Origin of the sequence: Olivibacter sp. LS-1 (genome assembly GCF_008245145.1) — a bacterium.
Taxonomy (GTDB): Bacteria; Bacteroidota; Bacteroidia; order Sphingobacteriales; family Sphingobacteriaceae; genus Olivibacter; species Olivibacter oleidegradans.
On the sequence record NZ_CP041643.1, the window covers coordinates 1,775,895 to 1,789,761 of the forward strand.

General features: G+C 39.3%; 8 protein-coding genes. 6 read left to right on the plus strand and 2 right to left on the minus strand.

Annotated elements, in window-relative coordinates:
• The first annotated feature begins 114 nt into the window (after positions 1–114).
• The gene (locus FKG96_RS07110; protein WP_130856219.1) at positions 115–1,572 is read left to right on the plus strand and encodes an MBOAT family protein; all 1,458 of its coding nucleotides are present in this window, start codon (positions 115–117) and stop codon (positions 1,570–1,572) included.
• A 1-nt stretch (position 1,573) separates the two neighbouring features.
• On the plus strand, positions 1,574–2,548 hold the full coding sequence (locus tag FKG96_RS07115) for a hypothetical protein (RefSeq protein ID WP_130856220.1): 975 nt from the start codon (positions 1,574–1,576) through the stop codon (positions 2,546–2,548).
• Between the two features lie 312 nt (positions 2,549–2,860).
• Here FKG96_RS07115 and FKG96_RS07120 read toward each other — a convergent pair whose 3' ends face one another.
• On the minus strand, positions 2,861–3,556 hold the full coding sequence (locus FKG96_RS07120) for a response regulator transcription factor (protein WP_013665333.1): 696 nt from the start codon (positions 3,554–3,556) through the stop codon (positions 2,861–2,863).
• Entirely contained in the window at positions 3,553–5,016 is a 1,464-nt protein-coding gene (locus tag FKG96_RS07125; RefSeq protein WP_130856221.1) for a sensor histidine kinase KdpD, read from the minus strand. Before FKG96_RS07125 ends, FKG96_RS07120 begins: the two co-directional genes overlap by 4 nt.
• 308 nt (positions 5,017–5,324) lie before the next feature.
• On the opposite strand from FKG96_RS07125, the gene FKG96_RS07130 reads away from it, so the two are divergent.
• From FKG96_RS07130 to FKG96_RS07145, 4 genes are read left to right on the plus strand one after another with little or no spacing between them, the layout of a single operon-like run.
• Positions 5,325–8,339, plus strand: coding sequence for a SusC/RagA family TonB-linked outer membrane protein (locus FKG96_RS07130; protein ID WP_130856222.1), 3,015 nt, complete (start codon positions 5,325–5,327; stop codon positions 8,337–8,339).
• Positions 8,340–8,369: 30 nt separating this feature from the next.
• The gene (locus FKG96_RS07135; protein ID WP_149105283.1) at positions 8,370–10,016 is read left to right on the plus strand and encodes a RagB/SusD family nutrient uptake outer membrane protein; all 1,647 of its coding nucleotides are present in this window, start codon (positions 8,370–8,372) and stop codon (positions 10,014–10,016) included.
• Between the two features lie 42 nt (positions 10,017–10,058).
• Positions 10,059–11,501 carry an alpha-L-fucosidase gene (locus tag FKG96_RS07140; protein ID WP_130856224.1) on the plus strand — a complete coding sequence of 481 codons (1,443 nt, stop codon included), beginning with the start codon at positions 10,059–10,061 and terminating at the stop codon, positions 11,499–11,501.
• A gap of 3 nt (positions 11,502–11,504) precedes the next feature.
• Complete coding sequence (locus tag FKG96_RS07145) at positions 11,505–13,817, plus strand: GH92 family glycosyl hydrolase (RefSeq protein WP_371718394.1); 2,313 nt, start codon at positions 11,505–11,507, stop codon at positions 13,815–13,817.
• The last annotated feature ends 50 nt before the right edge of the window (positions 13,818–13,867 follow it).

Below are 13,867 nucleotides of genomic sequence, written 5' to 3' on the forward strand. Positions count from 1 at the left end.
TGATGTAAGGCAACATAAAATGTACGTTCGGGGAAGAATGGTTGGTAGGCGTCCTAAATAACTTTAATATTGTTCTCGCTGAAATAAGATTTTATTAACTAAAGCGGTGACAATATGTTGTTTAACTCCATCAGCTTTGCTGTTTTTCTACCAATTGTTTTCATTCTCTATTGGTTTGTTGTAAACAGGTCTCTTAAGCAACAAAATATACTTTTGTTGATCGCAAGTTATTATTTTTATAGTTGTTGGGACTGGCGCTTTTTGTTTTTACTTGCTTTTTCTACTTTTCTCGACTACTTCTCCGGCTTGGCAATTCATCGTGCCGAAAGTCAGAAAAGTAGAAAATTTTGGCTTATTTTAAGTATAGGAATCAATCTAGGCTTTCTCGCATTCTTCAAATATTATAATTTTTTTGTAGAGTCGTTCGCTGATCTCGTTGGCCAGTTTGGGTTTAATCCGAATATATCGACGTTGAACATTATTCTGCCTGTTGGCATCTCTTTTTACACCTTCCATGGATTATCTTACGTACTGGATATTTATAACAGAAAGATCGAACCTAGCACGAATTGGGTGCATTACTCGTTGTTTGTCAGTTTTTTTCCGCTCCTGGTAGCGGGGCCAATCGAAAGGGCCACGCATTTGTTGCCTCAAGTAGAGAGAAAGCGGAACTTTGATTATACGCGAGCTGTTGACGGATTGAGGCAAATTCTTTGGGGCTTTATTAAAAAAATCGTTATTGCGGATAATTGTGCGGAATATGCAAATATGATTTTCAACAATTCATCCGCTTACTCCAGTGGCGTGCTAATCATAGGCGCTGTTTTATTCGCATTTCAAATCTATGGCGATTTCTCTGGTTATTCTGATATTGCCTTAGGGGTGGCACGGCTGTTTGGTTTTGAACTTTTAAAGAACTTCAACTTCCCTTACTTTTCGAGAGATATTGCCGAATTTTGGCGCAGATGGCATATTTCCTTATCGTCATGGTTTAAGGATTATCTATATATACCCTTAGGAGGCAGTAGAGGAGGTCTATGGATGAGCATACGCAATACATTTATCATATTTTTAGTAAGTGGATTCTGGCACGGCGCGAATTGGACGTTTATAGTTTGGGGCGGATTGAATGCGCTCTTCATTATGCCGTCTATAATTTTCAGGACGAACCGGTCGAATCTCGATATTGTTGCTAAGGGACGTTTGTTCCCTAATTGGCGAGAATTGCTCCAGATAGCAACTACGTTTATTTTAACGGTGCTGGCGTGGATCTTTTTTCGAGCCGCAAGCCTCGATCATGCCTTTAGTTATATTGGCGGGATATTTTCACATGTTGGAGATGGATATATTCCTTTACAATCGAACGAGTTAAGAGGTACCTTCATTTGCTTCCTGCTCATTATACCATTTGTCATGATAGAATGGCTTGGGCGAGAACAGAATTATGCAATCGAAAAAATCGGCTTTATTTGGCCGAGAATCATAAGATGGTCTTTCTATTCTATCATGCTCTTTGTCATCTTGATGTATATGCAAACAGGAGGAACAGAGTTTATATATTTTCAATTTTAACATGAAAAAGTTCTTCATATCCTTAATTGCTTTTGCTGGAGTCGCATGCATTATTTGTTGCTTGGGAATCATCGCTTTTGGACGCTTTGTTCCCTTTTCCGTTCGATCAAACTTACCTTATGTTTTGGGCGGCGTGGGGTATTCTTACACAAGATTTAACGAAGCGAAAGAAATTGATAGAAATGTAGATGTGCTTGTTGTGGGATCCTCTCATGCTTATCGTGGTTATGATCCTCGAATTTTCGAGCAATATGATTGGAAACTCTTTAATTTAGGCTCTTCCGCACAAACACCTGTTCAAACTGCATACCTATTCGATAAGTATATTGCTAAATTCAGACCTAAATTGGTTGTTATTGACGTTTACCCCGTTCTGTTCAAATCCGATGGGATAGAGTCGGTTATAGATTTGGTTTCAAATGGCGAGCTTGATGAAGAGCTCGTACGTTTAAGCGTTGCTCAAAATAATATCAGTGTGTATAATACGCTGTTTTATAGAGCTTTTGCAGATGCTTTTGGATTCAATAAAGGTTTTGTTGAGAAGAATCCAAGCAGCACCGGCGACTTGTATGTTTCAGGTGGATATGTAGAATCAAAGGGCCGTTTCAAAGGAAAGAAAGAATTTAAAGCAACGAGTTATTCTTTTCTGCCAAATCAGGTCGATGCGTTTGAACACATCATTGCGAAAATGCGGCAACGGAATATTCCCTATATCATTCTACAATCGCCTATTCCGCAGGCGAAATATGCACGTGTTACCAATAATGCCTATGCTGATGCATTTTTTTCTAAATATGGCTTTTATAGGAATGCGAATGAAGTATTAAAGTTGCCTGATAGTTGCTTTTTGGATGAAAGCCATTTAAATCAATGGGGTGTTAATCGATATAATGAATATGTGGTTAATTTGATAGAGGAAAAGGGGTATTTGAACGTGAAGAAGAGGGAATATCGATTCGCTTCTAAATACGAATGATAAAAAGTCCCTCAGTTCTTGTCGAGAAGACTGGCGGATTGCTTATTCCTGGCTTCTTTATAAAAAGTAAGAAGAAATATAACAGAATCAATAAAGATTATAGGAAAATCTTCAAAATGATCGTTTTCTTATCATAAACTCATCGTAAATACTGCGTAAAATTTACGATCAATTTACGATAGATTTACGATGAATTTACGACAACATTGAATATTAATCAGGTTTCTTTATTTTTTCTAACGATGTTTTAAGTAGCTTTTATTGTGAAAAAAGGAAAAAAGAAGGGTATAACGAACCTCAATTGATCTACGATTAGGAAACACTGAAAATAAATCCAACGCCATACACGTTTTCAATATTGACGCGAGTGGAATGTGTCAAGGCCTTCCGAAGTCTGGAGATAAAGACATCTAGGCTTCGTCCCAAGAAATAATCATTTTCACCCCATAGATGCAATAAGATTTCTTCTCTTTTTAAAATACGATTGCTGTTGAGGTGTAAATACTCCAGTAGCTCCGCTTCCCTTAGGGTAAGTGATACTGCTTTTTTATTTGGCAACGATAACTTCAATAACTCCTTTTGAAAAATGAGATCACCGATTTGCAACTCACCGGGAAGTATTTCAGGGCGTATTTCTTTATTATTTCTCTTAATGATGTTTTTTATTCTTAATACCAGCTCGTCAATGTCAAATGGTTTGTTGATATAATCGTCTGCTCCAATATGGAGTCCGTGTATGCGATCTTTTTTTTCATTTCTTGCTGTTAGAAAAAGAAACGCTTGGGTTTTATTCTCTTTGATTATCTTTTCCGCCAGTTCAAAACCATTGTAATCAGGTAACTGTACATCAATGATGAGCAGGTCATAACTGTGACTTTGTTGATAATGTAGAAGCGCTTCATGAGCACTCATGCACCAGATAACATTAAAGTTCATGAACTCTAAATACTGTTTGACAACATTTCCAAGATCTTGTTCATCTTCCACGAAAAGTAAACTATGTTTCATAAGCCTGTATTATTGGTATGATAGGGGATAAAGATACAAAATTCACTTCCTACACCAATTTGACTTTGTAAGTGTAGTCGCCATCCGTGCGCTTCTAACGATTGTTTCACATAAAAGAGACCTAAACCTAAACCACCGGTTTGTAAATTATGCTTTCCACGGTAGAATTTTTCAAAAATATGTGAAATCGTACTCTCTGCCATTCCAATGCCATTATCTTTGATTGAAACAGTTAAGTGTCTTTCCTTCCAATCCGTTATTACGGTAATATTTTTGATAGCAGCGTTATTGTACTTTAACGCATTGTCGAAAATATTGTAGAGCATTGTGGTAAAGAGAAATCTATTTAGCAGGACGATCGAGCCAGATGTAAAAGCAGTGTATCGAATTTGAACTTTCTCCGGGGTTTTCAATTCATAATCGTTTATAATTTCTTCTAACAATTTTTCCAAGTCATGTGATTCTTTTTCAATATTTTCTTTACTCATCGAAGTGATATCCAATGCTTGATTGACTAAGGTTTGAAGGCGGTCTGTCTGCCTTTTTATAATGCCTGTTAAGGTGTTGACTCGTGTATAATTCGTTATGATGTCCGGGTTTTGCAGGCTTTTGTTCGCTACAAGAATAGCTGAAATGGGTGTGTTGAACTCGTGTGTAATACTGTTCAGAAAATCAGACTTCATATCCGCCAATTTTTTTTGTTTCAGCCAATTCCTATACGTAAAGTAATAAATGAGCAACACAAAGGCTATGGACATCAAAGACAAGCTTAGGGTAGGGACCATCTGTTTTAAAATCGCTATTTGCCTATTATATTGGTCAACGTATAAACTGAAGCTAACTTGTAGGGTATTGGGCGAGGGGTCTGAAATGCTGATGCTTGTGACCAAATTTTCCCGATTAGCGAAGGACAAATCACCATCAATCAGCATCCCTTGGCTTACCTCACGAATATTAACCGGAGCATCGCCAAAAACACCTTTATGGTATATCGGTATATAGCTAATACCATCGAAAGTAATGGCGATATTGTTTAAAATAAGAAGGAATTGTAGATCGTTTGTCAGTGCAAGTTGCGTATGGATTGCCCGAAATAAACTATCCATTGTGCTATAGCGGGTAAGATCTTTGTATAGCTCTTCACTGACCTGCTTTTGAAAGGCTTCAAATTCTTTTGGCCCGTTGGTGTAAAGTTCTTGGAATTTCACCAGGTTATTGTCTATATGTTGCTTCAGGATTTTCGCACCACCGGGAAATAAGACTTCATTCCGAATCGCCTGTTTGTAAGCGTCGTTGATAAGTTCTTTTTCATCTAGATTATATTGGCGATTCTTCAGCTCATAGGTGTTGTATATGAGTTTTGCCTGAACAACAATGAGAATGGCCATACAGCAGATAGCAATCGATCGATATAAAATGATCGACGGTAACAACAATCGATTAATCTTTTCTTTAACCATTTGATTTTCGTTGATTGTCTTGTTAAGATTCTGTTAACAATCTGTTATGATTTGGTTGACAACTTTTTCTTTCGTCTAGACTTACCTTTACGCGAGTAATCAGACTAATACTTTAAGCCTGTTAAACTTTCGGGATAGAAATAATGATCTCTTTGCTATAGCTAGTGTTTAGGCAAAGCTAAAACGTTTTTATTAACAAAACAAGATACAATGATAAGATAGTTTACGAATTACTTTCTAATTATGACAGGTCAACAGTCGCTTGACTAGCTTACAATTAAACAAATACCAACCAATCATTTAACAATATGTATCATTTTTTACCAATCAAAAAAAGTAAAAGGACAATATTTCCGAAATGGCAGTTTCTTTTTACGATGTTTATTTTATTCAATACTACGCTTTGGGCGCAAAATCGAACAATTACGGGTATTGTTACAAGTGGGGTGGATCAAGCACCTTTACCTGGGGTTTCTGTTTTAGTAAAAGGTACTAGTACCGGTACTACCACGGATGAAAAAGGAAGATTCACTTTGTCTGTACCGGAAAAGGCTGTTCTATCGGTTTCGTATATTGGGTTTTTGTCAGAGAACGTGGATGTCGGTAAGCAAACAAACTTGTCAATCATACTTCAATCAGATACTAAAAGTATGGACGAAGTAGTCGTAGTAGGATATGGCAGCATCAAGCGAGGAGATTTGACATCTGCAACAGCGCATGTAGGCCCAAAAGATTTTAGACAAAGTGGCGCCAGAAATGCGATGGATTTATTGCAAGGAAAGGTTGCTGGTTTGCAGGTCACTAGATCTGGCAGTAATCCGAACAGCGGTGTTTCAATCCAATTGAGAGGAGCTACTTCGATCATGGGAGGAAACTCGCCACTGATTGTTGTCGATGGGATACCTGGTGGTAACATGGACTTACTTCAACAAGAAGATATCGAGTCAATCGATGTGCTTAAAGACGGCTCCGCTGCTGCAATTTATGGTACGCAGGCAAATGGCGGAGTTATCTTGATAACGACAAAAAAAGGGAAGCCAGGGCAAACGCGTTTTGATTATGCGAATTATTTCCGAAAAGAATTTGTTCAACGTCAACCGAAGTTTCTTTCAGCTGACGAATATCGAAAAAAAATGGAGGATGGAGTTTTTACGGGTACAGATGGCGGAGCTAATGTAAACGCTTTCGACGAATTAATCAATAAAGACAATATCAGTCAATATCATACCTTGGCTATCTCTGGTGGCGGAGAGAATAACAGCTTTCGTGCGAGCACTTACTATCGGAATTTAGAGGGGATTGCCAAAGAAAACGGGCGACAAGAGTATGGCATTAGAGCCAATTTCAATGGGAAAGGGCTCAATGATCGCTTAAATACCTCCGTTAATTTAGTTACCAATTACAACAATGCAAATTTATTAGGTGGTGGCGGATGGGAATGGGCTTATACCAGAAATCCAACACAACCATTAAAAAATGCTGATGGTTCTTGGTATTACGAGCAAACAACGACGAACGAAGTAGCTCGTTTGTATGAAGAAAAATATAGGCGACAGCAACAGACATCTTCGCTCGACGGAAAAGTGAGCTATATGTTCTTAGATGGATTAAACGGATCTGTTTTTGGATCTATACAGCGAAATTCCTATACAGATAGTTATTACGCAAGCTTGAATTCAGAACCGTCATTTAAGAATGGTAACGGTTATAAGGGTGAAGCGGAACAAACTTCTTTTTTGCGTACGGATTATGCGTTTGAGCCTACAATCGATTATAAAACGATTGTTAACGAGGATCACTCAATTACAGCAGTAGCGGGTTACAGTTATCGCCGTTCGGTAGAACAAGGATTTGATGCTAAAAATTTCGGTTTTTCAAGTGATGTACTTGAAGACAATAAGTTGCAAACAGGAAACGCCTTAATTGACGGGAAAGCCGAGATGAACAGCAATAAATGGGATAGCAAATTGATTGCCTTCTTCGGTCGAGCAAATTATTCTTATAAGGGGAAGTATATGTTCCAAGGAATTTATAGAAGAGAGGGATCTTCCCGTTTCGGGGCGAATAACAAATGGGGAAATTTTGGATCAGTGTCTGCTGGTTGGAATATTTCTGCAGAAGAGTTTATGAAAGAGGTCTCTTTTGTGGATGACTTGAAACTAAGGGCAGGCTATGGAGTTACAGGAAATCAGGATATCGGAAACTATAACTCTCTTGTAACGTTGGGCACAGGGAATTTTTATATTTTTCCGGAAGGAGAGAATGGAATTTGGAGACAGACCTACGGCCCTAATAGAAATCCTAATCCAAATTTAAAATGGGAAACGAAAAAGGAATTCAATATAGGTTTAGATTTCTCTCTGTTTAATGGGAAATTAGGTGGGTCAATTGACGCATATAAACGAGTTACGGACGATTTATTGGGCGAATATAAATCGCAGCAACCTCCTTTTATAAGGGATTTTTTAGTTACAAATGTAGGCCAATTATCCTCGAAAGGTATCGAATTGACTTTAACGGCATCGGTAATTCAGACGGATAAAGTTACATGGCGAACAGATTTTATAGCTAGCAGCAATAGTGCCCGAATGGATAGCTTTTCAAATGATGTTTATAAGGTTAGCTATCGTGACTTCGGCTCAATTGGAGGTGCTGGCGCACTTGGTGACGCTTTCAGAGTAATGGAAGGTGGAAAGCTCGGAAATTTCTATGGAAAACGTTTTGCTGGATTTTCTGAGGATGGCAAATGGCTTTTTTATAAAAAGGATGGTTCAGCGGTGCCGTTTGATCAAATAAACGACTCGAGAACGGATTTAGAAAATACCGATTTGGCGGTTATTGGCAATGCCATTCCGAAATTTTATGCTAGCTGGAATAATACCATAACCTATAAGAATTTTGACCTAAGAGTGTTTTTTAGGGGACGTTTTGGATATGATGTTTTAAATACAACAGAGCTTTCCTACGGCAATCGCGTGGCGTTACCTAATAATGTGTTGGAATCAGCCTTTACTAAACATGAAGCCTTGAGTGACACTTATATGTATTCCGACTACTATATAGAGAGTGGTTCTTTTGTGAAGCTTGACGAAGTGACTTTGGGCTATACATTTAAGCTTAACACAGCGAAGTTGCGTAATTTTAGAATATACGTAACCGGACAAAATTTAGCAACCTTTACAAGTTACTCGGGTGCCGACCCGGATTTTATCCTAGATAATGGCTTCGGAAATGAAATTAATGGTAGAAGGCTAGGTTTGGATCCAAGAGACCCTTACCCAAGTACGCGCTCCTTTTTAGTTGGGCTGAATATCGGATTCTAGTTTAGTTGATTCACTGAAAATATTTTTGAAATGAAATACTTAAAAAATATCGGTCGTGCTGTATGTTTCTTGGCACTGTCGTTACATATAAACGCATGTACTAATTTGGATGAGAAAGTTTATGATGAATTGGTAACAGATAATTATTATAATAATAGAGAGCAGGTTTTATCAGCTGTTTTACGACCGTATACCCATGCAAATGCTTGGGCTACGCCTGGACAGGATGGTTGGTGGAGACTCAGTGAGTATGCAGCTGACCAGTTGGCGTGGCCAGTTAAAGGACGTCATGGACAGGATGGAGGAAAGTGGATACGCTTGCACTATCATACTTGGATTCCCGACGATACCTTTATTTCAGGTGCCTGGAATTTAATGTGGTGGGGTATGGGTTTATGTACTGATCCTATCGAAAACTTAGAGAAACGTGATATTGCTGCAATGGGAATAACAGAGGAAGAAAAGGCGGCATTTATTGGAGAGCTAAAATTATTTAGAGCCTTCCACTATCTAAAAATTATGGATCTTTGGGGCAATGTTCCAATTGTGACCAAGGTTGGTGAACCCCTAAGCCCGGAAACTGCTTCGAGACAGGACGTATTTAATTTTATTGAAAAAGAGATTCTGGAGAATATGAATAATGTGCCTGTTCTTTCTAGGCAAATGTTGGGAAGAATGTCGCGTGCGGGAGCTTACGCGATGTTGGTAGAATTATACTTAAACGCAGAAACATGGACTGGCACACCTAGATGGGACGATTGCATAAAGGCTGCGGACGCCTTAATCAATGGGGAGGCTGGCGGACAAAACGGCGCTTTGGTATTGGAGCCCAATATTTTTGACGCATTTAAACCCCAAAATGATATTTCAAAAGAGGTGGTGTTTTCCATTGCGTATGATTTTCAACGAGCTAACACCCAGCCGCAGTGGACAGGTGATATGTTTTATTTTAATCAACGTGGTATCACGGGAGGCGGAAGAAATGGCAACGATGGTTGTGTCGTGATTCCCGGTGTATATAGTACATTTAATGAAAAAGATAAAAGGAGAAATGAATGGCTGCTAATTGGCCCGCAATATCGTTTTGATGATCCAACAAAGCCTGTTTTAGGAGCCAATGATGAATATCAAGATCAGCCTCTAGTGTTCGTAGATAATATCCGTAAAAATCTCGAAGCAATCAACAACGGGACGGATCCGGAAAAATTACCTTCCAATATGAATACAGGGGAAGGCAATAGTGGAGTACGTTTCAATAAGTACCAATTAGGCGATTTAGCTCATCCATATTATAATAGCACAGATTGGAACGTGTATCGTTTAACTTGGATTTACTTTGCCAAGGCGGAAGCACTGATGCGAAAGAATGGCGGTGTAGCGACACAAGAAGCTGTAGATCTCATAAATGCAAGTAAAAGACGCGCTTTCGAAGCCGAAGATTGGGATGCGATTGCTTATACTACAGGATCATTAACTCTGGATGAATTACTCGCTGAAAGAGGACGTGAATTTATTTTTGAAGGTTTTAGAAGAACGGACTTAATCCGCTTTGGTAAATTTCATACGGAAACTTGGTGGGATCATCAACCAACCGATGCCACAAAGGCTTTGTTTCCAATTCCCAATCAACAGCGTATATTAAACCCTAACCTTCAACAAAATCCAGGTTACAATTAAGTACATTTGATCCATGGATGCAAAGAAACCTCATTTGCATCCATGGATACCAATACAAGCCATTATGAAAAGCATATGATACGATACCTAAAGCAAACAAAATCTATTCTAGCTGTAGTCATTGCCATTAGTTTAAGCTGGTCTGTTGCCTATGGACAGCAGAATTCTTCCGTACTCAAGGATAGGCAACAAGCCTTTATTGATTTGGCATTCGGTATGTTCATCCATTATAATATACCTACGTATATGGAAGATGACTGGGCTGATCCTGATGCATCACCGGCCATTTTTAACCCCAAGCGGCTAAATACTGATCAATGGGCAGAGGCTGCGAAAAGCGCGCACATGAGTTACGGATGCCTTACAACCAAGCACCATAGCGGTTTTGCTATTTGGGATACGAAGACAACCGATTATAACGTAATGAATAGTCCCTTGAAACAAGATGTTGTAAAAGCTTACGTCACCTCCTTTCGTAAAGCAGGACTGAAGGTCATGTTGTATTATTCCATTTTGGATATCCATCACCAGCTTAGACCGGGCCATATAACAACCGAGCATATTAAGATGGTAAAAGACCAATTAACTGAACTACTTACTAATTACGGAGAAATTGAGGCACTAATTATCGATGGATGGGACGCACCTTGGTCACGTATTTCTTACGACGATGTACCCTTTGAGGAGATATATAGACTTATAAAGACCCTACAACCAAATTGTCTGGTAATGGATTTAAACGCTGCGAAATATCCCACAGAAGCACTTTTCTATACAGATATAAAATCTTACGAACAAGGAGCAGGGCAGCATATATCGAAAGAACAAAATAAATTGCCGGCACTTTCTTGTTTGCCTTTACAGGCGAATTGGTTTTGGAAGTCGTCTTTTCCAACTTCTTCCTTAAAAGATGTAGAAAGTTTAGTGAACGACAACCTTATACCTTTTAATCAGGTTTATTGTAATTTTATTCTGAATGTAGCTCCAAATCGTGATGGTATAATCGATGACAATGCTCTCGAATCATTAAAGAAAATAGGGCAGCTTTACCAAAGACCAAAGAATCTACCAACATTACCACCCAACGATGGGCCAATTATTTCATCCAATTTGGCTAAAATGAAGTCAGCTAATAGTAGTTGGAGCTATGACATGAATATTATGGACTTTGCCAACGACGATAAATTTAGCACCTTCTGGCGTGCTCATCCAAGTGTAAAAGAACCTTGGCTAGAGATCGATTTGGGAAGAGAACAGCCGTTCAATAGCGTGGTAATAACAGAAGAGAAATCCAATGTGTCGGCTTATACATTAGAGTATTATGCAGAAGGAAAATGGACACCCTTAGCAAATGGACGCGATGAAAAACGCGTGAAGATTATTCGTTTTGATACTGTTTGGGCACAAAAATTAAGAGCCCGCTTTGGTAGTTTCAAAGAAGCACCTGCCATAGCGGAATTTGGCATTTATAATGAAAGACGATAAGATATGATGATAAATAAAATAAAGGCGTATGCTTTTGCTGTCTTCATGATCAGCGGCTTAGGGGCCCTGCAGCCTGCATGCGCGCAAAGTAATGAAGTAATGGTCGACCCGGTCGACTACGTAAACCCCTTAATGGGCACCGACTCAAAAGTTTCCTTGTCTAACGGAAATACATATCCTGCAATTGGATTGCCTTGGGGAATGAACTTTTGGACACCGCAAACGGGTAAGAATGGCAATGGCTGGCAGTATACATATGCGGCTGATAAAATTCGAGGTTTGAAGCAAACGCATCAACCATCCCCTTGGATGAACGACTACGGACAATTCTCTCTTATGCCGGTAAGTGGTAAAGCGGTATTTGATGAAGAGGACCGAGCCAGCTGGTTTTCGCATAAAGCGGAAGTATCTAAACCTTATTACTACAGCGTGTATTTGGCAGACCATGACGTAACCGCCGAGGTAACGCCTACCGAAAGAGCAGCCATGTTTCGTTTCTCTTTTTCCAAAACCGATAGTGCGTTTGTAGTATTGGATGCTTTTGACCGTGGTTCGAAGGTAAAAATAATCCCGGAAAAGAATATGATCGTTGGATATTCTTCCCGTTACAGCAGAGGAAAGCTAAAGAATTTCAAAAATTATTTCGTAATCGTCTTTGATAAACCGTTCAGCAATTTCGCAACTTGGGCCGATTCAACGAAATATCCCAATCGAACGGAATTGGCTGCTGATCACGTAGGTGCCGTTGTAGGGTTTTCAGTGCGTGGAAAGACAGATCAGGTACATGCAAAAGTGGCCTCTTCTTTCATTAGCGAAGAACAAGCATTGCTTAATTTGAAAGAACTCGCCAATGATTCATTCGATCAAATTGCCGGCAAAGGACGTGCAGTATGGAATGAGAAGCTGGGCAGACTGCAGGTAGAGGGTGCCAGTGTTGATCAGTTGCAAACTTTTTATTCCTGCTTATACCGTACGCTATTTTTCCCCAATAAGCTTTATGAAGTAGATGCAAAGGGCAAAATTGTCCATTATAGTCCTTATAATGGTGAAGTTCTTCCAGGATACATGTTTGCCGGGACAGGTTTTTGGGATACATTTAGAGCTCTTTATCCATTTTTAAACCTGATGTACCCTTCCATCAATAAAGAAATGCAAGAAGGGCTTATTAATGATTACAAAGAAGGGGGATTTTTACCTGAATGGAGTAGTCCTGGTTTTGCTGATATTATGGTCGGTAATAACTCAGCTTCAGTTGTAGCTGATGCGTATATAAAAGGCCTAAGGGGATATGACATTGAGAAATTATATGAAGCCTTGATTCATGGCGCCAATAATGAGGGGCCGATGTCTGCCGTTGGAAGAAAGGGCGTTGAATACTACAACAGTTTAGGCTATGTTCCCTACGATGTAAAGATTAATGAGAATGCGGCGAGAACATTGGAATATGCCTATGATGATTTTGCCATTTATCAACTGGCAAAAGCACTTAAAAAGCCAAAGAAGGAAATCGAATTGTATGCAAAACGCAGTCAAAATTATCGTAATCTGTTCGATAAAGAATCGAATTTAATGCGGGGAAAAAATAAAGACGGCTCTTTTCAGTCGCCTTTTAATCCGCTTAAGTGGGGAGATGCGTTTACCGAAGGTAACAGCTGGCATTATTCCTGGAGTGTTTTTCATGATGTGCAGGGACTTATCGACTTAATGGGTGGTGAAAAGATTTTTGTAACCATGCTCGATTCTGTATTTAACCAGTCGCCCACCTTTGACGATAGCTATTACGGAGGTGTTATTCATGAGATTAGGGAAATGCAGATCGCTAATATGGGGCAATATGCTCATGGAAACCAGCCTATTCAACATATGATCTATCTTTATAACTATGCGGGGCAACCCTGGAAAACCCAATATTGGGTACGAGAGGTTATGAACCGGTTATACTTAGCTACTCCTGACGGCTACTGTGGAGATGAAGATAACGGCCAAACATCGGCATGGTATGTATTTTCCGCGTTAGGCTTCTATCCGGTATGTCCTGCCACTGATCAATATGTTTTGGGTGCCCCTTTGTTCAAAAAAGTAATATTACGCCTCGAGAACGGTAAAAGATTCGAAATTGCGGCGCCGCAAAATAATAATGAAAATCGTTACATCAAAGACGCCTTGTTAGACGGTAAGGCTCTTGATCAAAATTGGATAAGCCACCAACGTATTTTAGATGGTGGTCAGTTGTTATTTCAAATGGATAAAACACCCAATAAAACGAGGGGGACCAACGCAAAAGCATATCCTTTTTCGTTTTCATCAAGCAATTAGTAACGAAACCAAAAAACGCAGCAAGACACGTTGCTTAAAAGGCTTCTGGT